General features: G+C 71.8%; 17 protein-coding genes. 10 read left to right on the forward strand and 7 right to left on the reverse strand.

Annotated features, from left to right (window positions below):
• The first annotated feature begins 4 nt into the window (after positions 1-4).
• The 4 genes from ABZ857_RS32725 to ABZ857_RS32740 all read left to right on the forward strand — a co-directional run bounded on the left by ABZ857_RS32725 (position 5) and on the right by ABZ857_RS32740 (position 5,405).
• The gene (locus ABZ857_RS32725) at positions 5-1,936 is read left to right on the forward strand and encodes a serine/threonine-protein kinase (protein ID WP_357050784.1); all 1,932 of its coding nucleotides are present in this window, start codon (positions 5-7) and stop codon (positions 1,934-1,936) included.
• A gap of 55 nt (positions 1,937-1,991) precedes the next feature.
• The gene (locus tag ABZ857_RS32730) at positions 1,992-3,227 is read left to right on the forward strand and encodes a serine/threonine-protein kinase (RefSeq protein WP_357050787.1); all 1,236 of its coding nucleotides are present in this window, start codon (positions 1,992-1,994) and stop codon (positions 3,225-3,227) included.
• A gap of 428 nt (positions 3,228-3,655) precedes the next feature.
• Positions 3,656-4,441, forward strand: coding sequence for an electron transfer flavoprotein subunit beta/FixA family protein (locus ABZ857_RS32735; protein WP_357050789.1), 786 nt, complete (start codon positions 3,656-3,658; stop codon positions 4,439-4,441).
• A gap of 10 nt (positions 4,442-4,451) precedes the next feature.
• Entirely contained in the window at positions 4,452-5,405 is a 954-nt protein-coding gene (locus tag ABZ857_RS32740) for an electron transfer flavoprotein subunit alpha/FixB family protein (RefSeq protein WP_357050792.1), read from the forward strand.
• An 80-nt stretch (positions 5,406-5,485) separates the two neighbouring features.
• Here ABZ857_RS32740 and ABZ857_RS32745 read toward each other — a convergent pair whose 3' ends face one another.
• Positions 5,486-6,700 carry an MFS transporter gene (locus tag ABZ857_RS32745; RefSeq protein ID WP_357050794.1) on the reverse strand — a complete coding sequence of 405 codons (1,215 nt, stop codon included), beginning with the start codon at positions 6,698-6,700 and terminating at the stop codon, positions 5,486-5,488.
• A 139-nt stretch (positions 6,701-6,839) separates the two neighbouring features.
• Positions 6,840-7,331, reverse strand: coding sequence for a TetR/AcrR family transcriptional regulator (locus ABZ857_RS32750; RefSeq protein WP_357050797.1), 492 nt, complete (start codon positions 7,329-7,331; stop codon positions 6,840-6,842).
• A 102-nt stretch (positions 7,332-7,433) separates the two neighbouring features.
• Between ABZ857_RS32750 and ABZ857_RS32755 the strand changes: the two genes are divergently transcribed.
• The gene (locus ABZ857_RS32755) at positions 7,434-8,588 is read left to right on the forward strand and encodes a cysteine desulfurase family protein (protein ID WP_357050800.1); all 1,155 of its coding nucleotides are present in this window, start codon (positions 7,434-7,436) and stop codon (positions 8,586-8,588) included.
• Positions 8,589-8,602: 14 nt separating this feature from the next.
• Here the strand turns inward: ABZ857_RS32755 and ABZ857_RS32760 are convergent, their stop codons facing one another.
• The 3 genes from ABZ857_RS32760 to ABZ857_RS32770 form a co-directional block, all read right to left on the reverse strand.
• Positions 8,603-9,157, reverse strand: a complete 555-nt coding sequence (locus tag ABZ857_RS32760; RefSeq protein ID WP_357050803.1) for a hemerythrin domain-containing protein — start codon at positions 9,155-9,157, stop codon at positions 8,603-8,605.
• Positions 9,154-10,074: a Rieske 2Fe-2S domain-containing protein gene (locus ABZ857_RS32765; protein ID WP_357050806.1), complete on the reverse strand. Its 921-nt coding sequence runs from the start codon at positions 10,072-10,074 to the stop codon at positions 9,154-9,156. Before ABZ857_RS32765 ends, ABZ857_RS32760 begins: the two co-directional genes overlap by 4 nt.
• A gap of 134 nt (positions 10,075-10,208) precedes the next feature.
• The gene (locus tag ABZ857_RS32770) at positions 10,209-11,249 is read right to left on the reverse strand and encodes a DUF695 domain-containing protein (protein WP_357050809.1); all 1,041 of its coding nucleotides are present in this window, start codon (positions 11,247-11,249) and stop codon (positions 10,209-10,211) included.
• Positions 11,250-11,325: 76 nt separating this feature from the next.
• Between ABZ857_RS32770 and mnmA the strand changes: the two genes are divergently transcribed.
• Entirely contained in the window at positions 11,326-12,411 is a 1,086-nt protein-coding gene (gene mnmA, locus ABZ857_RS32775) for a tRNA 2-thiouridine(34) synthase MnmA (RefSeq protein ID WP_357050812.1), read from the forward strand.
• A 2-nt stretch (positions 12,412-12,413) separates the two neighbouring features.
• On the opposite strand, the gene ABZ857_RS32780 is transcribed toward mnmA, so the two are convergent.
• Positions 12,414-13,046: an MBL fold metallo-hydrolase gene (locus tag ABZ857_RS32780; protein WP_357050815.1), complete on the reverse strand. Its 633-nt coding sequence runs from the start codon at positions 13,044-13,046 to the stop codon at positions 12,414-12,416.
• Between the two features lie 19 nt (positions 13,047-13,065).
• Between ABZ857_RS32780 and ABZ857_RS32785 the strand changes: the two genes are divergently transcribed.
• The 3 genes from ABZ857_RS32785 to ligA all read left to right on the forward strand — a co-directional run bounded on the left by ABZ857_RS32785 (position 13,066) and on the right by ligA (position 17,329).
• The gene (locus ABZ857_RS32785) at positions 13,066-14,070 is read left to right on the forward strand and encodes a methionine synthase (protein WP_357050818.1); all 1,005 of its coding nucleotides are present in this window, start codon (positions 13,066-13,068) and stop codon (positions 14,068-14,070) included.
• Positions 14,071-14,224: 154 nt separating this feature from the next.
• Positions 14,225-14,698: a hypothetical protein gene (locus ABZ857_RS32790; RefSeq protein ID WP_357050820.1), complete on the forward strand. Its 474-nt coding sequence runs from the start codon at positions 14,225-14,227 to the stop codon at positions 14,696-14,698.
• 459 nt (positions 14,699-15,157) lie between these two features.
• A complete protein-coding gene (gene ligA, locus ABZ857_RS32795) occupies positions 15,158-17,329 on the forward strand; it encodes an NAD-dependent DNA ligase LigA (RefSeq protein ID WP_357050872.1) in 2,172 nt (723 codons plus the stop codon).
• A gap of 92 nt (positions 17,330-17,421) precedes the next feature.
• Here the strand turns inward: ligA and ABZ857_RS32800 are convergent, their stop codons facing one another.
• Positions 17,422-18,756: a DUF234 domain-containing protein gene (locus ABZ857_RS32800; RefSeq protein ID WP_357050822.1), complete on the reverse strand. Its 1,335-nt coding sequence runs from the start codon at positions 18,754-18,756 to the stop codon at positions 17,422-17,424.
• A 280-nt stretch (positions 18,757-19,036) separates the two neighbouring features.
• On the opposite strand from ABZ857_RS32800, the gene ABZ857_RS32805 reads away from it, so the two are divergent.
• Entirely contained in the window at positions 19,037-19,924 is an 888-nt protein-coding gene (locus ABZ857_RS32805; RefSeq protein WP_357050824.1) for a PhzF family phenazine biosynthesis isomerase, read from the forward strand.
• Positions 19,925-20,033 lie beyond the last annotated feature (109 nt).

A 20,033-nucleotide genomic window follows, 5' to 3' on the forward strand; every position in this document is an offset into this window, starting at 1 on the left:
CGACATGTCGACTACTGAGGCTCCGGAGAGGATCGGGCCCTACCGGCTGCTTCGGCAGCTCGGCGAGGGCGGCATGGGGGTGGTCCATCTCGGCCTGGACGCGGAGGGGCGCGAGGTCGCGGTCAAGGTCCTGCACCCGCACGTCGCCACCGATCTCAAGGCGCGCGACCGGCTCACCCGCGAGGTCGAGACCATGCGGCGGGTGCGCAGCAAGCGCGTCGCCGAGGTCCTCGACGCCGACCTGACCGGCGCCGCGCCCTACATCGTGACGCGGTACGCCCCCGGGCGGACCTTAGAGCAGACGGTGCTGGAGGACGGGCCGCTCAGCGACGACGGCGTGATCCGGCTCGCGGTGGGCCTGTGCGAGGCCCTGGTCGCCATCCACGCGGCCGACGTCATCCACCGCGACCTCAAACCGGCCAACGTGATGCTCGTGGACGGCGAGCCGCTCGTGATCGACTTCGGCATCGCCCACCTGGTCAACGCCACCCGGCTGACCCAGACGGGGATGTTCGTCGGCACCCCCGGCTACCTCGCCCCGGAGATCATCCGGGACACCGAGATCACCCAGGCCGCCGACGTGCACGCGCTGGCGGCCACGGTCTTCTTCGCGGCGACCGGCAAGGCGCCGTTCGGCTCGGGCACGTTCGAGTCGGTCTGTTACAACATCCTCGAAGGCAAGGCGCAGGTGGACCTCGCGCCGGCCTGGCTGCGGGGCTGGCTGCGCTCCGCGCTGGCGCCCGAGGCCACGTCGCGTCCCACGGGCGCGTCGTTGCTCAGGATCACTCGTGCGCTCGACCCCTCCGTCACCGTGCTCCAGGAGACCGCCCACGCGTCGCCGCGCGACGGCGGGACGCGCGTCCTGGACGGCACGCGCGTGCTCGACGAGCCGGCGCGGGGGAACACGGGCGGCCCGGTGAGCAGCCCGGTGAACGGGGGCAACGGGAGCCGGACCAGCATGCTGCCGGCGGACGACGACAGCTACTCCGACCTGCTGCCGCCGGTGAACTACGTGGAGCCGGAGCGGCCTCGCCGGGAGCCCCGTGCCCCCAAACAGCGCCGCCCGGTGTCCGCGCCGCCTCCGGCGCATCCGCAGGCTCCGCCGTACGGGCAGGCGGGCCCGCCCCCGCCGTACCAGCCGCCCGGGTACCAGCAACCCGTGTACCAGCCGTACACCGACCAGCGGGTGGCGGGCTACCCAGAGCCCAGGGAGGCGCCGCCGCCGGCCCCCGCCGCGCCGTACGAGCCCGAGCCGAGGCGGGCCCCCTACCGGGCCCCGCATCCGGTGCTCGCGGCTCTGCTGCTGGCCACGCTCGTGGCGCTGGCCTGCCTGCTGCCGGTCGTGGTGAGCCTGTTCGCCGTCGTGGCGGCGCTGTGCCTGCGGGTGGGGCAGTATCTGCTCGGCGACCTCGCCGACCGCCGGGCCGCGCGGGGCAGCAGCGGGGCCGACCCGCTCCTCGCGGTGCTCGGCACGCCGTGGGCCCTGCTCAAGGCCGGGCTGGCGACGGTGGTCCAGGTGCCGCTGGCCGTGATGTTCGCGATGTGCGCCTGGGGCGGGTTCCACTACATCGGCGGGGTCAGGCCCGACCCCGCCGCCGCGTACGCCGCGGCCGCCTTCGTGGCCGGGCTGTTCCTCCTGCCCGGCGGGAAGGCTCCTCGCAAGGCGGTGTCCCGGACGCTGAGCGCGGTGATCCGGAGCCCCGGAGCGGGAATGATCGTGACGATCGCGGTCGGCACGGTCGCGCTGTTCGCGATCATGACGGCGCTGTCCGCGGACGCCTCGTGGATCCCCTGGCGGCCGCCCTCGGTGGCGGTGGACCACATCGTCGCGGATCTCAAACAGAAGGGTCAGGACACGGTCGTCAACCTGATCGGCGGCGTGATCGGGGACATCATGGACAGGATCGGTCTGGGCTTCCTGACCTTCTGGACCTGACCGCCCCGGTCCCGATGGCGAAGCGGGAGGCACCGAGCGAAGCGGGAGGAACCCATTGGGCACGCCGGAACAGCTTGGTCCCTACCGTCTGGTCTCCGGTCTCGGCTCCGGAGGGTTCGGGGAGGTCCACCTCGCGCTCGACCCCGACGGGCGCACGGTCGCCGTGAAGGTCCTGCATCCTCACGTCGCCTCCGACGGCTTCGCGATCGCCCGCCTCGCCCGCGAGGTGGAGACCATGCGCCGGGTCCGCGGCGCGCACGTCGCCGAGGTGCTGGACGTCTCGCTGTCGGGGGAGCGGCCCTACATCGTCACGCGGTACGTCCAGGGCAGGCCGCTCAGCACGGTCGTGGCCAAGGACGGGCCGGTCGCCGGGGCCGACCTGCTGCGGCTCGCCCTGGGGCTGGCGGAGGCGCTGGAGTCCGTCCACGCGGCCGGTGTCGTCCACCGGGACCTCAAGCCGGCCAACGTGATCGTCTCCGAGCGCGAGCCGTACGTGATCGACTTCGGCATCGCCTGCGCGCTTGAGTCGGCCTCGGTCACCGCGTCGGGGGCGGTCGTCGGAACGCCCGGCTACCTGGCGCCCGAGGTGCTGGAAGGCCGGGAGGCCGGGCCCGAGGCCGACGTGTTCGCCTGGGGGGCGACGCTGGCCTTCGCCGCGTCGGGGCGACAGCCGTACGGGACGGGGCCGGCCGCGGCGATCGCCTACCGGGTCGTCCACCGCGAGCCGGACCTGTCGGGCGTGCCGACATGGCTCGTCCCGCTCGTGGAGCGGTGCCTGAGCGCCGACCCGGCGGACCGCCCGGCGACGGCCGAGCTGGCCGGGCTCCTCAAGGAGGCCGCGCCGGTCCTGGACGGGATCGAGCCCGCGAGGCCCGTGCTGCCGGAGGCGCCCACCCAGGAGTGGCGGCCCGGTGAGCGGCGGCAGAGCCGGCCCTCGCGCGGGACCCGGCGGGGAGAGGTGGACGATCCGCGCGCGGCGCACCGGGAGAAGCTGCACCGCCGCTGGGTGATCGGCTCCGCCGTCGTGGTCGGCCTGTTCGCCGCCGCTGCGCGCGCCAACCTGCCCGAGGTGTCGCTTCTCCTGCTGGTGCTCTACGGCATCGCCCTGCTCGTGGACGCGGGGTTCGGGCTGCTGGGGAAGTCCAGGCGGCGGCTCCTGCTGGACCTCGCGGGCGGTGTCGGCGCCGTCGCGGTGTGGGCGCTGCTCAGCACGCTGTTCAGCACGGCGACGCTCCTCATGGCCGTCGGCACCGTCCTGTTCCTGCTCGTCATGCTCGTGTTCGCGAGCTGAGCCCGGCTGGGGAGGCGGGCTAGGAGAACCAGTTGGCGCCGAGCTCCTGGATGGTCCTGCTGCCCTGGGCCACGGCGCCCACCGTGAGGGTGCAGTGTAGCTGTGGGCGACGACGGCCGTTCGAAGTCCCGGCCACGGGGACCTCCGCGACGCCTCTGGAACATAGTTCGGTATGGTGGCAGTGGGCGTGACCGGGTTCTGGGGAATTCCTCAACCGAAGGACGCGGCCGTAAAAACCTGGAGGTTTGCACCTAAGCTACTGATGGGTAACATACGCCTGGGGGGACCAGGGTCAGCTCGACACCCGGGCCACCTGCACAGGCGCGCCCGCGAACACCTGGCAGTCTTGCATCACGTGCGCGTACCCCGCGCCACGTACCGAAAACCGCGGCGTCAGCCGTACGGAAAGGGGAGGTCGGCCACCGGCCATGAACATCGTCGTCTGCGTGAAGCAGGTCCCCGACACGGCGACCGAGCGCAAGCTGAGGTCCGATGACAAGACGCTCGACCGTGACGCCGCCGACGGCGTCGTGAACGAGCTCGACGAGTACGCGGTCGAGGAGGCGCTGCGGCTCAAGGAGGCCCATGGAGGCGAGGTCACCGTCCTCAGCATGGGCCCCGCCAAGGCGACCGAGACCATCCGCAAGGCCCTGGCGATGGGCGCCGACAAGGCGGTGCACCTGCACGACGACGCGCTGCACGGCTCGGACGCCCTGGGCACCTCCTACGCCATCTCCCAGGCCCTGAAGAAGATCGGTTTCGACCTGGTGATCCTGGGTTCGGAGTCGACCGACGCCCGCACCGGCATGCTCGCCGCGATGCTGGCCGAGCGGCTCGGCGCCCCGCAGCTCACGCTCGCCAGAAAGGTCGAGGTCGAGCCCAAGGGCGGCACCATCAGGGTCGAACGGATCACCGACTACGGCTATGACAAGGTCGAGGCGTCGCTGCCCGCCGTCGTGTCGGTGGTCGAGAAGATCAACGAGCCGCGCTACCCGTCGTTCAAGGGCATCATGGCCGCCAAGAAGAAGCCGGTCGAGACGCTCGGCGTCGCCGACGCGGAGATCGCCGCCGACCAGGTGGGCCTGGCGAGCTCCTGGAGCGAGGTCGTCGACTTCGCCGCCGCCCCGCCGCGTGCCGCGGGCACCGTGATCAAGGATGAGGGCGACGGCGGAGCCAAGGCCGCCGAGTTCCTCGCGTCGAAGAAGTTCATCTGAGGGGCTTGGGATGAGTGAGATTCTGGTTCTCGTCGAGCACGTCGACGGTGACGTCAAGAAGGTCACTTTCGAACTGCTGACCCTGGCCCGGTCGCTGGGCACGCCGGCCGCCGTGTGGGCGGGCCCCGGCTACTCCGACGCCGCGAAGGCCAGGCTCGCCGAGTACGGCGCCGAGAAGATCTACGTGGCGGCGGCCGACGAGATCGGCGACTACGTCGTGGCGCCCAAGGCCGAGGTGCTGGCGCACCTGGTGGCCGAGCGGTCCCCGGCAGCGGTCTTCGTCGCCGCCACCGGCGAGGGCAAGGAGATCGCCGGCCGCCTCGCGGTCAAGACGGACTCCGGTGTGATCTCGGACGCCGTGGGCGTCGGCGAGGGCTTCGTCGCCGAGCAGTCCATCTTCGGCGGCGGCGTCAACGTCCGCAGCCGCGTGACCAAGGGCACGCCGATCATCACGGTCCGCCCCAACAGCACCGCCCCCGTCGCCGCCGCCGCGGCCGGCGCCGAGGAGAAGGTGGAGGTCGCGCTCTCGGACGCCGCCCGCGCGGCCAGGATCGTCGAGCGGGTCGTCCAGGAGAAGGGCGCCCGTCCGGAGCTGACCGAGGCCGCGATCGTGGTCTCCGGCGGCCGGGGCGTGGGCTCGGGCGAGAACTTCGCGATCATCGAGAAGCTCGCCGACACGCTCGGCGCGGCCGTGGGCGCCTCGCGTGCCGCGACCGACGCCGGCTGGTATCCGCACCAGTTCCAGGTCGGGCAGACGGGCAAGACCGTGTCCCCGCAGCTCTACATCGCGGCCGGCATCTCCGGCGCCATCCAGCACCGGGCCGGGATGCAGACCTCCAAGACCATCGTCGTGATCAACAAGGACGCCGAGGCGCCCCTGTTCGAGATCGCCGACTTCGGTGTCGTGGGCGACCTGTTCCAGGTCGTCCCGCAGCTCACCGAGGAGATCGAGAAGCGCAAGTAGGACCCGAGCCGGAAGCGGCGCCGCACGAGGAGTGCGGCGCCGTTTCCGTGTGCCGGGGCAGGCCGTGATGGAGGCCGGAGTCACGCGGCCAGGGGAACGGACCGCTCCTCGTCCTCCGCGGACCCCCGCAGCGGGACGATCTCCGTACGGGACGCGGGCAGCAGCCGCGCGGCCACGGCGATGACGACGCCGAGCACGACCGCCACGCCCATCGCGACCCGCAGCGAGGCCGCCGTGGACAGGAAGCCGACGACCACGGGCCCGAGCAGCAGGCCCGCGTAGCCCATGGCGCTCGCCTGCGCGATCGCCGGGCCGGGCTCGCGCGTCGCGGTCCCCGCCAGCGACAGCGCCATCGGCGAGATCGTCGCCACCGACAGCCCGATGAAGAACAGCCCGGCCACGGCGGCCACGGTCACCGGCGCGGCGATGACCACGAGGAACGCGAGCGCGGTGGCGGCGCCGGAGAACATGATCAGCCCGCGGGCGCCGTAGCGGCCGCGCAGCCGGTCGCCGGCCAGCCGGGCGAGCAGCATGCCCGCCTCGAACACCGGGTAGCCGAGCGCGGCGACCGCCTCGGACGCGTGCAGCGTGCCGATCAGGTAGAGGCCGTTCCAGTCGGCGACGACGCCCTCCACCATGAACGCCGCGAAGGTGACCGCGCCGAGCAGGTAGACGACCCCGGGCAGCCTGCGCCGGGAGCCGGGCGCCGCCTGGCCCGCCTCGCCCGCCTCGGGCGCGGGGTCGGGCAGGTGCATGCGGCTGAGGGCCAGCGCCGCCGGCACCGAGACCAGGGCGACGACCAGGATGTGGGCGGTGAGGGACAGGCCCAGGGAGATGGCCGCCGTGCCCAGCAGGCCCGCCGTGATCGCGCCGACGCACCATCCGGCGTGCATGCCGCTCATGATCGGCCGGCCGTACGCGCGTTCGACGGCCGAGCCCTGGGCGTTCATGCCGACGTCGACCGCGCCGAACGCCATGCCGAACAGCGCGGCGGCGACGGCCAGCACCGGGAGGGACGGCGCGAACGCGACGAGGACCAGTGACGCCGCGCAGAGGGGAGCGGCCGCGCGCAGGACGCCGCGGCTGCCGATCCTGGCCAGGACGACGCGCATGAGCTGCATGGTGAGCAGCGCGCCGAGCCCCCAGCTGAGCAGGGTCAGCCCGACCGACGACTCCGGCAGGCGGAGCCGGTCGGCCAGGGCCGGAAGGCGCACGGTGAAGGTTCCACACATCAGGCCGGCCAGGACAAAGGTGAGGACTGCCCCGTGACGGGCCTTCCTCAAAGCGCGGGTCATCACAGCATCCTTTCCAGGTGGATCGAGTGGGTTTCCGGGCCCGGATTAGCGGGCAGACACCAGCAGGTCGCCCTTTCACGGCAGAGCCGGAAGGAAGGGCGACCACCAGGTGTGCGTTCAGGGGTTCACACGCGGTGCGCTACAACAGGGCGAGCAGCCTGGCGCGGATCGCGGCGTAGTCGATGATCGCCGCACAGTGGGTGGCGACCTCCCAGACGCCCTCACAGGCCAGCCGTACTACCTGGGAGGTCAGGGGGTCGGGCTCGTCGTCCAGGCCCTGCCGCATCCAGCGGTCCATCGCCCCGCGCAGCGGCGCGAGCAGTTCGGGATCGCCGGCCGCGCCCGTGACCACGGCCCATCGTCGCAGCCGGCCGGTCTCCACGGCCTCGAAGGTCGCCGCGACGTACGCCCGGGTGTAGGTGCTCTCCGACTGCGCCTCGATCAGCGCGTCGAAGTCGGCGATCAGGCGCTCGATCATGCCTTTGACGAGCGCGTCCTTGCTCGAGAAGTGATAGAGGAGACCGCCCTTGCTGACGCCGGCGCGCTCGGCCACCGCCGCGAGGGTCAGGGCCTGGGCGCCCTGATCCTGCAGCAGGCCCTCGGCCGCGTCCAGCAGTTCGTCCCTCCTCATGGCATCTACTGTACCGTCTGGACGGTTTAGTTGCGACACATGCCGGTGTTCTCCGCCCGCCCGGATACGCTTGGTGGGCTGAATACGTGTCAGGGAGGGGTCGTGGGAGCTGCGTATCTGGACCATGCCTCGACCACACCGATGCTGCCCGAGGCGATCGAGGCGATGACCGCCCAGCTCGGGCAGGTCGGCAACCCCTCGTCCCTGCACGCGGCGGGCCGTCGTGCCCGCCGGGTCGTCGAGGAGTCGCGCGAGACGATCGCCTGCGCGCTCGGCGCCCGCCCGAGCGAGGTCGTGTTCACGGCCGGCGGCACCGAGGCCGACAACCTCGCCATCAAGGGCCTGTTCTGGGCGAGGAAGCGGCCCAGGATCCTGATCAGCTCGGTCGAGCACCACGCCGCCCTCGACCCCGCCCACTGGCTCGGCGACAACCATGGCGCCCGGGTCGAGCTGCTGGAGGTGGACGAGCGGGGCCGGGTGCATCCGGAGACGCTGCGCGAGGCCATCGCCCGTGACCCCGACGACGTCGCGCTGGTGAGCGTCATGTGGGCCAACAACGAGGTGGGCACCGTGCAGCCGGTGCGCGTGCTGGCCGCCATCGCGCACGAGCACGGCATCCCCTTCCACACCGACGCGGTGCAGGCGGTCGGCCAGCTCCCGGTCTCGTTCGCCGAGTCCGGCGTGGACGCCATGACCGTCTCCGGTCACAAGGTCGGCGGTCCCGTGGGCGTCGGGGCGCTGCTGCTGGCCCGAGGCGTCGACCCCGTGCCCGTCCTGCACGGCGGCGGGCAGGAACGCGACATCAGATCCGGCACTCTCGACGCGCCGGCCATCGCCGGGTTCGCGGCGGCGGTCGAGGCGGCCGTCGCGAGGCAGCCCGCCACGGCAGAGCGGCTGTCGTCGCTGCGCGACGACCTGATCGAGCGCGTACGGCTGGCCGTGCCCGACGTCGTGCTGAACGGCGACCCGGTGAACCGGCTGCCGGGCAACGCCCACTTCTCGTTCCCCGGCTGTGAGGGGGACGCCCTGCTCATGCTCCTCGACGCCAAGGGCGTGGAGTGCTCCACCGGCTCGGCCTGCTCGGCCGGGGTCGCCCAGCCGTCCCACGTGCTGCTCGCCATGGGCCAGGACGGCGTACGCGCCCGGGGCTCGCTGCGCTTCTCCCTCGGCCACACTTCCGTGGAGGAGGACGTCGACCGGGTCGCGGAGGTCATCGGGCACGTCGTCGAGCGCGCCCGTCGTGCCGGTTTGTCATAGCCGTCGCCGTACGCCTATCGCGCCGTCCGGCGTAGCAGCGCACGCTGCAGGCGAAGGACCGCGCGTGCGCGCCGTGACGAGCGGAGCGACTCCAGGCGGGCCTGGAGCCGGTCGCCCACCTCGACGAGCCGTTCCTCGTCCGCGAAGCGCTCCACCTCGGGGAACATCTGCCGCTCCTCGTCCAGGTGGGCGTGCGACTCCAGCGCGTCGTGCATCACGCCCAGCTCCCGGTCGAACCGCTCGGTCCGCGGGTCGGCGCGCACCAGCGCCGCGAGCTGGTCGCTGAGCTGGCGGTGCTCGGACCAGGCGGCCGCGATCTCCGGGGTGATGTCGCGCATCGCGGGATAGAAGATCTCCTCTTCGATCATCTCGTGCATCCGCAGCTCGTCGTACAGCTCGTCGGCGAGCGCGCGCCGTCGCCCGGGCTGGGAGCGCGGTGTCTCCAGCAACTGCCGCATGAGCCCCCGCAGCACCTCGTGGTGCTCCACGAGCACCCGCGTCGCCTTCTTGTGCTCCTGCGGGGCCGGCGCCTGCCGCACCTCCGTGAGCACCTGCGGCCTCCTTCTCATGGCTGCACCTCCTGCTGGTGGACCAGGGTGCTGCCGGGAGGCGCGGTGGCCACGGCGGGCATCCTGCGCACCTCGATCCAGCCGTCGCGTACGCGGGTCTGGAAGCACGGCGCGGGTGCGACGGAGGGGCCGTTCAGGCTCTCCCCGCTGTGCAGCTCGAACTGGGAACCATGCCAGGGACAGGTGAGGGAGCCGTCCCTGAGCCAGCCCTGGGAGAGCGGCGCGCCCAGATGCGGGCAGGCGTTGTCCAGGGCGTGGATGCGGCCGTCAGCGCGGACCAGGACGACGTCCACGTCGCCCGCCCGCACCCGGCGCGGGCTGTTCTCGGTCAGGTCGCGCTCGGCCAGCACCCGGGTGAAGCGGCGTGGTTCGAGCTGTCTGTCCGTCTGGTCGACCCCGATCCGATGGCGGAAGGTGAGCGCGCCGCCCAGGAAGCCGCTGACCGCGATCACGGGGTAGCCGAGCAGGGCGGCGAGCTGCCCCCGCAGGTGGTGTCCCCGGCCCCGCTGCACCCACGACCAGCCGTACAGGCCGAGGGCGAGCGCGTTGAGCGTGCCGTGGACCAGCCCGACGCGCCGGGCGTTGTCGTGCGTGTACTGCCAGTCGTGCAGGCCGGTGACCGCCGCGGCCAGCGCTCCGGCGAGGCCGACTCCCACGGCTGCGCGCGCCGCCCGCTTCTGCCCGGTCAGGTCCAGGACCAGCGCCGTCGTCCAGGAGCCGATCGGGACGTCGGTGAGCAGCGGATGAAAGGGGTGACCCAGCCAGACGCCGTGCAGGAAACCGCGGGCGCGGCCCCTGGTGACTCCGAAGAGGTTCTCGGCGAAGGCGAGACCCTGTTCGAGCCGATGACCTGGCCGGTCGAGGCGGCCATCACCTTCGATCGCGTTCAGCAACCGGTCCAGTGTGCGCTGAGCCATGTCCGACCCCAATCCCATCGCCGGATCGGCCCCGCAGCCTGCGGGAACGGGCGGAACGCGGGCGCTCGCCCGCGCGTCGCGTCTATCGCGACGTGCCCGTGCTCAAATGGGATAAAACGCGCTGAATGTCCGGTTCAGGTCAGGAAGGGGGCGACCGCGCTCCACGAGGGGTCCTCGGCCACGTCGACGCGGGCCCGCCCCTCCTTCCACTCGGCGGCGACCTCCTCGACCACTGGCGGAACGGCCGCCGCCGGATCGGCGTAGACGTGCAGCACCCGGCTGCGGTCGGCGCTCATGTGAGCCGCCAGCACGGCCGAGCCGGCCTCGGCCAGCCGCTGGGTCAGCCGGTCCTCGAAGTCGCGCAGCGCCTCGAGCGAGGCCCCGAGCGGCAGGCCGTCGCCGTCGGCCTCCTGGTAGGGCAGCGTGACGGCGATGTGCTGGTCGAACAGCGGGAAGTCCACCGGCCGGAGGGGGTAGCGGGCGGTGGCGATCAGCCGGCCGCCGGTGGCGGTGTGCCCTTCGAGGACCGCCCACTGCTCGTCCGTGAAGCCCTCCGCCACGTCGGCGACGACGGCGGGCAGATGGATCGCGGGGAGGGCGTCGATCGGCTCGAACTCCGCGGCCACGATCTCGCCCACCCACCGGGCCACCTCGTCCTCGCCCAGCAGCCAGTCGAGCGCGAGGAAGGTCGCCTCCATCCGCGTGTCGTCGTCGACGTCGGGGAAGATCGGGTGGAAGGCGGTGACGTCCACACGCGGCGTGCCGGGCGGCACGCGCAGCGCCACCACCAGCCGGTCGAGCCCGAGCTCGCGACCGCCGACGTCGAGCGTCAGATCCGCGGCCTGCGGGTTCGCCTGCCGCGACGGATAGAACTCCCACATCGCGTCCGACGGCGGCGCGGCCAGGGCCCACCGGTGGGCGAACGGCCGCAGCTCCGGCTCGTTCGACGCGCTGACGACCAGGGCGTTCACGGCCATGCGGCCGGGAGCGATCTCCCAGACGAGGGACGGATGAAGGGCGGTGACGGCGGGACCGATCATCTCGAACAGGGCCTCGGGGTCCTCCGCCTCGACGTGCGCGTCGATCTGGGGACGTGCCTGGTCCCACCAGGTCCAGAATGCCGCGATGGCCTCGGCGGGGTCGGCGGACTCGCTCTTGCGCCCGAACAGTCGCATGACCCCGCATCCTCCCAGCCCGCCCGCCCCGATGCCAACGCGGGCGCGGCCCCGTGGGCGGTAACCTCGAACTGTTATGGGTCCCACACGAAAGCTCCGCGTCCTCGCCGCCATGTCCGGCGGGGTCGACTCCGCGGTGGCCGCCGCCCGGATCGCCGAGGCGGGGCACGAGGTGACGGGCGTCCATCTGGCGCTGTCGTCCAACCCGCAGTCCTACCGCACCGGCGCGCGCGGGTGCTGCACGCTGGAGGACGCCCGCGACGCGCGCCGGGCGGCCGACGTCATCGGCATCCCCTTCTATGTCTGGGACATGGCGGAACGGTTCCACCGTGACGTGGTCGAGGACTTCGTCAGCGAGTACGCCGCCGGGCGCACCCCCAACCCCTGCCTGCGCTGCAACGAGAAGATCAAGTTCGAGGCGGTGCTCGACCGGGCGCTCGCGCTCGGCTTCGACGCCGTCGCCACCGGCCACCACGCGCGGCTGGAGGACGGCGTGCTGCGGCGCAGCGTCGACGAGGCCAAGGACCAGTCGTACGTGCTGGGCGTGCTCACCCGCGAGCAGCTCGCGCACGCGATCTTCCCGCTGGGCGGCTCGACCAAGGCGCAGGTGCGCGAGGAGGCGGCGCGGCGCGGGCTGACCGTCGCCGACAAGCCCGACAGCCACGACATCTGCTTCATCGCCGACGGCGACACCCGGGCGTTCCTCGCCGATCGGCTCGGCGCGTCGGAGGGGCCGATCGTCGACGCGCTCACCGGTCAGGTGGTCGGCAGCCACCAGGGGGCGTACGGCTTCACGGTCGGGCAGCGCAAGGGCCTGCACATCGACCGGCCGGCCGCCGACGGCAGGCCGCGCTACGTGCTGTCGATCGAGCCGGTGTCCAACACGGTCACGATCGGCCCCCGCACCTCCTTGGAGGTTCGCAGCATCGTCGGGGAGCGGCCGGTGTGGAACGGGCCGCTGCCGGAGCCGTACGAGCCGATCACCTGCACCGTCCAGTTGCGGGCGCACGGCGAGGTGTACGGCTGCCGCGCTCAGCTCTCCGGCGGTGAGCTGCACATCGAGCTCGACCGCCCGGCGACCGGCGTCGCGGCGGGCCAGGGCGCCGTCCTGTACGACGGGGACGTCGTCATCGGGTCCGCCACGATCGCCTCGGCCGTCTGAGATCAGGAGATCTCGACGGACTCCCCGACCGGGATGCGGCGGAAGTCGGCCTTCTGCTTCTCGGCCTCCATGCCGAGCCAGTTGTCGATCAGCGTCGCGCCGATCTCGTTGACCAGCCCGTCGTGGGTCGAGTAGGCCCGGGCGGGCCGGACGTAGCGCAGGTACATGATCATCTCCGCGCCCTTCAGCCACGGTGCGTTGGTCGGCACGAGCAGCGTGGGCACGTCGCGCCCGGGCGGCGTGAGGGCGTCACCGGGGTAGAACACCTCGTCGTCCACGAAGAAGCCGACGTTCTGCACGGGCGGGACGTCGGGGAGGTTGAGCGCGTGCCACTCGCCGATCGCCCGCACGTGGAAGCCCGCCGTGTCGAAGGCGTCCCCGTGGTGGACGACCTGGACCTTCGCCGGGACCTGGCCGAGCTGGTCGGCGACGGCCCGGCAGGTGAAGATCTCCAGGTCGGGGCTCGCGTTCTTGAGCAGATTCGCATCCACGTGGTCGAAGTGCTCATGGGTGATGAGCACGGCGTCCGCGCCGTCGAGGAGTCCTTTACCGCTGAACGAGCCGGGGTCGATGACGAGCGTCCGCCCGTCCTTCTCCAGCCGCCAGCACGCGTGACCGAGTTTGGTGAGTTGCATAATCCCTAAGCTAGTGACCGTGAGCGAGTATCCGTGGAGCGAGGCCACGGCCACTGGGGTGGGGTCCTACCCGGGCGAGGACCATCTGGAGGCGGTCAGGACGGCCTTCGGCGAACTGCCCATGCCCTACCTGCCCGAGCTGCCCGGCCGGGGCGTGGGCGCCGACATGATCGGCCGTACGGCGTCACTGCTGGTCGAGCTGCCCGTGGAGGTGCAGCCGTCCGGCTGGCGGCTCACCGACCGGCCGGGCAGGGACTTCAAGCGGGCCAGGGACCACCTCACCCGCGACCTCGACGGCCTGGAGGAGGTCTCCCAGGGCTACGAGGGACCGTTCAAGATCCAGGCATGCGGGCCGTGGACGCTCGCCGGGGCGATCGAGCTCAGGCACGGCGACAAGGTGCTCGCCGACGCGGGAGCCGTACGCGACCTGACCGAGTCGCTGGCCGAGGGACTGGCGCAGCACGTGGCGGAGGTGCGGCGACGGGTCCCGGGGGCCGATCTCGTCGTTCAGATCGACGAGCCGGGGCTGCCCGGGGTGCTCGCGGGCACGGTGCCCACCGCGTCCGGCTTCGGGCGGCTGTCCGCCGTCGAGTCCCCGATCGCGGCCGAGCGGCTGAGGACCGTGCTGTCCGCGCTCGCGCCCGCCTTTCCGGTCGTCCACTGCTGCGCGCCCGGCGTGCCGTACGAGGTGATCCGTACGGCGGGCGCGCGGGGCGTGTCGGTGGACGCGGCGCTGCTGCGCCGCCGCGACGAGGACGAGCTGGGCGAGACGATCGAGAAGGGGCTCGCGCTGCTGCTCGGCGTCGTGCCCGGGGTCGACACCCGGCTGCCGGACGTCGGCGTGGTGGCCAAGCCGGCGGTCGAGCTGTGGCGGCGCCTCGGCTTCCCGCCCGCCCGGCTCGCCGAGCAGGTGGTGCTCACCCCCGCCTGCGGCCTGGCCGGAGCCTCGCCCGCGTACGCCAAGGCGGCGCTGGCCCGGTGCCGGGAGGCGGCCCGGGTGCTGCGCGAGGACCCCGGCGAGTGAGGCCGTCGGGAGTGGGGCTGTCGCGAGTGGGGCCGCCGCTAGTGGGGCCGCCGCTGGTGATCCAAGAGGTCTCCCAGCTCATCCCCAAGTGATTCACAAGCCCGGTGACCTATCTCTTGACGTGCTGGAAGTTCAGACGTTCAGGAGAAAGACCATGCGAAGCGCCACGCGCCTTCTGCTCCCTCTCGCCGCTGCCGGGCTGTCCGCCGCTCTGGCCGCCGGTCTCGTCGCGGCTCCCGCGGCGGCCTCGGCATCGGCCTCGGCATCGGCCACGGCCTCGGCCGCGTCGGCGGCGGAGACCTGGGAGTGGGGGCCGACGGCGTCCTCGGACACCAAGGGCTGGGCGAACGGGTACGTCCGGTCGGGCTCGTCGGGCCTGCGCATCGTCGGCGACCTCTACGACGCGGGCGGGGCCAGGACCTGCTCGTGGGTGAAGATCAAGTGGCTGACCGACCGCGGGAAGTATCGCACCGCCACCTACCGCAACTGCTCCCAGTCCACTCCGCGGACGTTCACCGTGAACGCCGGGTACATGCTGCTCGCCAAGGCGATGGTCTGCCGGGGCGGTGCGACCGGGATCACCGGCAAGTGCTCTCGCTGGGAACGCGTCTGGACCCAGGGAGGTTGACCCTCGGGCCGGTCCCTCTCCATCCACGGCGACCGGCCCGAGTACACCCGGACAAAAAGGAATGAAAGTGGGCTGCAAGCGGTCTACCGTAATTCTCGACCGCTCCTGAGACGAGGGGCCGCGCGGTCTGGAGCGGCCCTCTCGCCGAGCGGTCCGGCGGGGGCCGCCCACGTCCTCGGTGCGGCTCCCGCCCCTGTCCTTCGCGAACTGTCGGTCGCCGGAGATACGGTTGCCCTGGGTGTCTGACGAGGGGAGACGGGCGACGTGACCGACAGGGCTGACGAGACTGACCGGCTCGACGGCACCGCGCTCGATGACACAGAGCTTGCGGATGAGGCGAAGGGGCATGCGGAGGCCGCGAGCGAGGTCGAGAGCGTGACGGGTGCCGCCGAGACCACCGGGAGCGCCAGCGGACAAGCACAGAGCGCCAGCGGACGAGCACAGAGCGCCAGCGGACAAGTGCAGAGCGCGCCGGCCGAGGCCCGGGAGCGGCACGCCGAGCTGGCCGAGCTGATCGACGACGCCAACTGGCGTTACTACGTGCTCGACTCGCCCACGGTGAGCGACGCCGAGTACGACGGCTGGATGCGGGAGATTCTCGCGCTGGAGGAGGCGCATCCCGACCTGCGCACGCCGGACTCGCCTACTCAGAGGGTGGGGGCGCCGATCTCCACGGAGTTCGCCCCCGTCACCCACCTCCAGCGCATGGAGAGCCTCGACAACGCTTTCAACGACGCCGACCTCGCCGGCTGGCAGGCCAGGGCCGAGCGGCTGATCGAGGCCGACCCCGGGCCATACCTGTGCGAGCTGAAGATCGACGGCCTGGCCGTGGCACTCGTGTACGAGAAGGGCCGCCTGGTGCGGGGCGCGACCCGGGGCGACGGGCGCACCGGTGACGACATCACCCCCAACATCCGTACCCTCGGAGACGTGCCGCATCGGCTCAACGGGGACGACGTGCCCGACCTGCTGGAGGTGCGCGGCGAGGTCTTCCTGCCGGTCGAGGGCTTCAAGAAGCTCAACGAGCAGCTCATGGACGCGGGCAAGCCGCCGTTCGCGAATCCGCGAAACTCGGCCGCCGGCTCGCTGCGGCAGAAGGACCCGCGCATCACCGCGCAGCGGCCACTGCGGATGATCGTCCACGGCGTCGGCAAGTGGGAGGGCGGCGGCCCGCTGCCCGCCACCCAGTCGGCCGTCTACGAGCGGCTGCGGGACTTCGGGCTCCCGGTCAGCGACCGCTACACCGTGGTCAAGAGCCTCGACGAGATCCGCGAGTTCATCTCCTACTACAACGACCACCGCCACGACCCTGAGTACGAGATCGACGGCGTGGTGGTCAAGGTCGACCGCATCCCGGTGCAGCGGCAGCTTGGCAGCACCAGCCGGGCCCCGCGCTGGGCCATCGCGTTCAAGTACCCGCCCGAGGAGGTCACCACCAAGCTCCTCGACATCCAGGTCGGAGTGGGCAGGACGGGCCGGGTCACGCCGTTCGGCGTGATGAAGCCGGTGGTGGTGGCCGGGTCCACCGTGGAGCGGGCGACGCTGCACAACGCCTCGGAGGTCGCGCGCAAGGGCGTGCTGATCGGCGACACCGTGGTGCTGCGCAAGGCGGGCGACGTCATCCCCGAGATCGTCGGTCCGGTGGTGGACCTGCGACAGGGCGGCGAGCGGGAGTTCGTCATGCCCACGCACTGCCCCGAATGCGGCACCGAACTGGCCTACGAGCGGGAGGGCGACGCGGATCTGCGCTGCCCGAACGCCCGCTCCTGCCCCGCGCAACTGCGTGAGCGGATCTACTTCGCGGCCGGGCGCAACGCGTTCGACATCGACGGGCTGGGCTACGTCGCGGCGACCGCGCTGACCCAGCCGCTGCCGCCGCAGGAGCCGCCGCTTCGCACGGAGGCCGACCTGTTCGACCTCACGATCGAGAAGCTGCTGCCGATCAGGTCGGTGGTGCGCGACCCGGACACCGGCCTGCCGAAGACCGATCCGGAGACCGGCGAGCCGAAGGTCGTCTCCTTCTTCGCCAACATCTCCGGAGAGCCGAGCAAGAACGCCGAACTGATCCTCCAGCAGTTGAAGGAGAAGAAGGACCAGCCGCTGTGGCGGGTGCTCGTGGCGCTGACGATCCGGCACATCGGGCCGCCCACGGCCCGCGCGCTCGCCGCGGAGTTCCGCTCGATCGACGCCATCGCCAAGGCGTCCGAGGAGGAGCTGGCGGCGGTGGAGGGCATCGGCCCGAGGGTCGCCGAGACCATCAAGGAGTGGTTCGCGGTCGACTGGCACCAGGAGATCATCGAGAAGTGGCGAGCCGCCGGCGTCAGGATGGCCGACGAGTCGCCCGCCGACGAGGGGCCGCGTCCGCTGGAGGGGCTCACCTTCGTCGTCACGGGGACGCTGGCCGACTTCAGCCGCGACGAGGCCGGCGAGGCCATCGGCGCCAGAGGCGGCAAGGTCACCTCGTCGGTGTCGAAGAAGACGAGCTTCCTGGTGGTAGGGGAAAACCCCGGTTCGAAGTACGACAAGGCGGTCAAGGCCGGCGTCCCGATCCTCAACGAGGAAGGCTTCCACGTCCTCCTCGACAAGGGCCCCGACGCCGCCCGCGCCGTCGCCGTCACCCCCGAGGAGTGACCCCGCAGCCATAGCCGCCCGGCTCCCCTACGCGCCTGCGGTGATCGCGATTCGGCTCCGGGCTGTCAAAGCCTCGGAATACGCCAACGCCGTCACCGCCAGGCGGCCAGCAGGTCGTCAGGGCCCCAGTGCGCGGCGAGCGGCAGGCCGTCGTCGACACCGGAGCGGGAAACGGCCACCAGCGGGGTCCCGGTGTCCGCGCCAGGAACGGCGAGCATGTCGCGCACCAGGCTGTCGTACTCATGGCGGCCGAAGGACCCGTTCTCCAGCCATTTGATCGAGCCGAGGAAGTGGACGTGCCGCGCGACCGGCTCGCGGTCCGCCCCGACGAGATCGATCTCGGGGTTGTTCTGACGGTTCCACCATCCGCCGATGGTTTCGGTCTCGGGCCACCGGTCGTCGGGCAACAGCCGCAGCAGTGCCTCACGGACGACGGGCTCGACGGCGCGGCCACGCCAGGAGGTCCAGGAGCGTTCGATGGAGGCCAGGACGCGCTCGCCCCGGCCGCGCTCGACCAGCGGAATGCCACGGTCGAGGAAGGCCAGCCAGAATCGCAGATACGGATCGGCGATGCGATAGCGCGTGTTCTTCGTGTCCGGCTTGGCCGACAGCGGGGTGTCGACGGCCAGCACCCGCTTGCCGATGAGGGTGGACAGCAGCGGGGAAAGCGTGCCGGAGGCCAGGGGAGAGGCACCACCCGCCTCGGTGGCGATGGCGGAGAACGTGCGCTCTCCGCTCCCCACCGCCGACAGGACAGCACGGGAGTGGGAGGTCTCGGGAAACTCCCCGAGCAACGACAGCCCGCCGGCCATCAGCAGCGCGGACAGCGGATTGGTCAACGACTCTCGCAGATAGTCGACGCGGTTCATGCCTGGCTGCCAGGCCTGGACCACCTCGGGAAAACCACCGGTGATCAGGAAGGCGTCGATGGCGTCGGCGGCGTCCAGTCCGGTCATGGCGGCCACATCCGCGGGGTGGAGTGGCTGGACGGTCATCGTCGCGGCGCGACCGAAGAAGGGGCGGCCATAGGACTGGAGCGCCTCCATCACCGACAGGTCACTGCCGACCAGGATGAGCAGCACGGGCTTTGCGGACAGGTGCCGATCCCAGACCGTCTGCAACGCCCCTTCGAACTCGCGATCCTGTTCCACCAGCCAGGGCACCTCGTCGATGACCGCGATGCTCGGCGTCTGGTCGGGCACAGCCACAGCCAGGGCACGCAGCGCCTGGTTCCAGTCCCCGGCCTGCACGCCGGCGATCAACTCGGCGCCCGGCAGTGCGGACTGCCCGAGCATGCCGACGAAGTCGGCGCGCTCGGTCACCGGGTTACGGCCCCTGGTGGCCTGGAAGACCACGTACGGCACGCCGGAGCGATCGCAGAACTCCTGCACCAGCCGGGATTTCCCCACCCGACGACGGCCGGTCATGGTGACAGCGCGCCCCCGAGTGCCGCCGCGGCCCTCCACCACCTGCCGCAGCTGCCGATCAAGTAGCTCAAGATCTGCGGCTCTCCCCTTGAACTCCATCGGTCGCCTCGATCATACGTAGAACCCATCTAACGTAGATGTGATCTTACATTGTCGGTAGGTGTCAGCGGGAGGCGACCGGCGGATGGGGCTCGAAAGTGGGGTTCCAGGGCCTGGGCATCGCTGAACGACCGACCTTGCCTCCGGGAACAGCGATATCTCCTGTGCCGTTCCATGGGACATGCCGACTTCTACCAACGCGATAGCCGACGTCCTGCACTACGCGGCCTTCACCACCGATCCCGCCGGCGGCAACATGGCCGGGGTGGTGCTCGACGCCGCCGGGCTGGATGAGGCGGCCATGCTCGCCATCGCCGCCGAGGCGGGCCATTCGGAGACAGCCTTCCTGAGCGCGGCTCCGGCGCGACCTGCCGAGACCGGTCGGGCTTTCACCGTCCGATATTTCAGTCCGAAGATGGAGGTGCCGTTCTGCGGGCACGCCACCGTGGCATCGGCGGTCGCGCTCGCGGAACGGATCGGCCCGGGTGGCTTGGTCTTCGAGACGCAGGCCGGAACCGTACCGGTCACGGTGGTGGCGGATGGCAGCGGCGTGCTGTGGGCGACCCTGACCAGCGTGGAGCCGTACGTCGAGCCGGTCAGCGACCTCGACGTGGCACAGGCGCTCGACGCGCTGAAGTGGCGGCTCGACGAACTCGATCCCGAACTGCCCCCGCGGATCGCCTTCGCGGGATCGCGCCATCTGGTCCTGGCCGCCGCCACGCGCGAGCGCCTCGCCGATCTGGACTACGACTTCTCCCGGCTGGCGCAGTACATGACCGATCGGGATCTCATCACCCTGCAGCTGGTATGGCGGGAGTCGGCGGACACCTTCCAGGTGCGTGATCCGTTCCCCGTGGGTGGAATCGTGGAGGACCCGGCCACTGGGGCCGCCGCAGCGGCTTTCGGGGCGTATCTGCGGGACCTCGGCGAGGCCGGTCCCACTGCGGTGCTGACCCTGCATCAGGGAGTCGACATGGGACGGCCGGGTCTGCTGCGGGTGGAACTGCGGGACGGGGATACCAGGGTCCGGGTTTCCGGCGCGGCGGTGCCTGTCGCGGCCGCCGGCTGATCCGGCTCGCGACGGCCCAACCCGCCCGCGCCATCCCTGAGACTCAGGCAAGCCACGGGGGTGGCATTCCGGGCGGTGAGCGGTACGGCCACCGCTCCGCCCGGCAGCA

The organism is Microbispora sp. NPDC046933, assembly GCF_040644635.1.
Taxonomy (GTDB): Bacteria; Actinomycetota; Actinomycetes; order Streptosporangiales; family Streptosporangiaceae; genus Microbispora.

What these genes read in the sequence shown, in the direction of transcription:
- ABZ857_RS32725 (WP_357050784.1), top strand. Translation starts at nt 5, where the DNA reads ATGTCGACTACTGAGGCTCCGGAGAGGATCGGGCCCTACCGGCTGCTT.
- ABZ857_RS32735 (WP_357050789.1), top strand. Translation starts at nt 3,656, where the DNA reads ATGAACATCGTCGTCTGCGTGAAGCAGGTCCCCGACACGGCGACCGAG.
- ABZ857_RS32740 (WP_357050792.1), top strand. Translation starts at nt 4,452, where the DNA reads ATGAGTGAGATTCTGGTTCTCGTCGAGCACGTCGACGGTGACGTCAAG.
- ABZ857_RS32745 (WP_357050794.1), bottom strand. Translation starts at nt 6,700, where the DNA reads ATGACCCGCGCTTTGAGGAAGGCCCGTCACGGGGCAGTCCTCACCTTT.
- ABZ857_RS32750 (WP_357050797.1), bottom strand. Translation starts at nt 7,331, where the DNA reads ATGAGGAGGGACGAACTGCTGGACGCGGCCGAGGGCCTGCTGCAGGAT.
- ABZ857_RS32760 (WP_357050803.1), bottom strand. Translation starts at nt 9,157, where the DNA reads ATGAGAAGGAGGCCGCAGGTGCTCACGGAGGTGCGGCAGGCGCCGGCC.
- ABZ857_RS32765 (WP_357050806.1), bottom strand. Translation starts at nt 10,074, where the DNA reads ATGGCTCAGCGCACACTGGACCGGTTGCTGAACGCGATCGAAGGTGAT.
- ABZ857_RS32770 (WP_357050809.1), bottom strand. Translation starts at nt 11,249, where the DNA reads ATGCGACTGTTCGGGCGCAAGAGCGAGTCCGCCGACCCCGCCGAGGCC.
- mnmA (WP_357050812.1), top strand. Translation starts at nt 11,326, where the DNA reads ATGGGTCCCACACGAAAGCTCCGCGTCCTCGCCGCCATGTCCGGCGGG.
- ABZ857_RS32780 (WP_357050815.1), bottom strand. Translation starts at nt 13,046, where the DNA reads ATGCAACTCACCAAACTCGGTCACGCGTGCTGGCGGCTGGAGAAGGAC.
- ABZ857_RS32790 (WP_357050820.1), top strand. Translation starts at nt 14,225, where the DNA reads ATGCGAAGCGCCACGCGCCTTCTGCTCCCTCTCGCCGCTGCCGGGCTG.
- ABZ857_RS32800 (WP_357050822.1), bottom strand. Translation starts at nt 18,756, where the DNA reads ATGACCGGCCGTCGTCGGGTGGGGAAATCCCGGCTGGTGCAGGAGTTC.
- ABZ857_RS32805 (WP_357050824.1), top strand. Translation starts at nt 19,037, where the DNA reads ATGCCGACTTCTACCAACGCGATAGCCGACGTCCTGCACTACGCGGCC.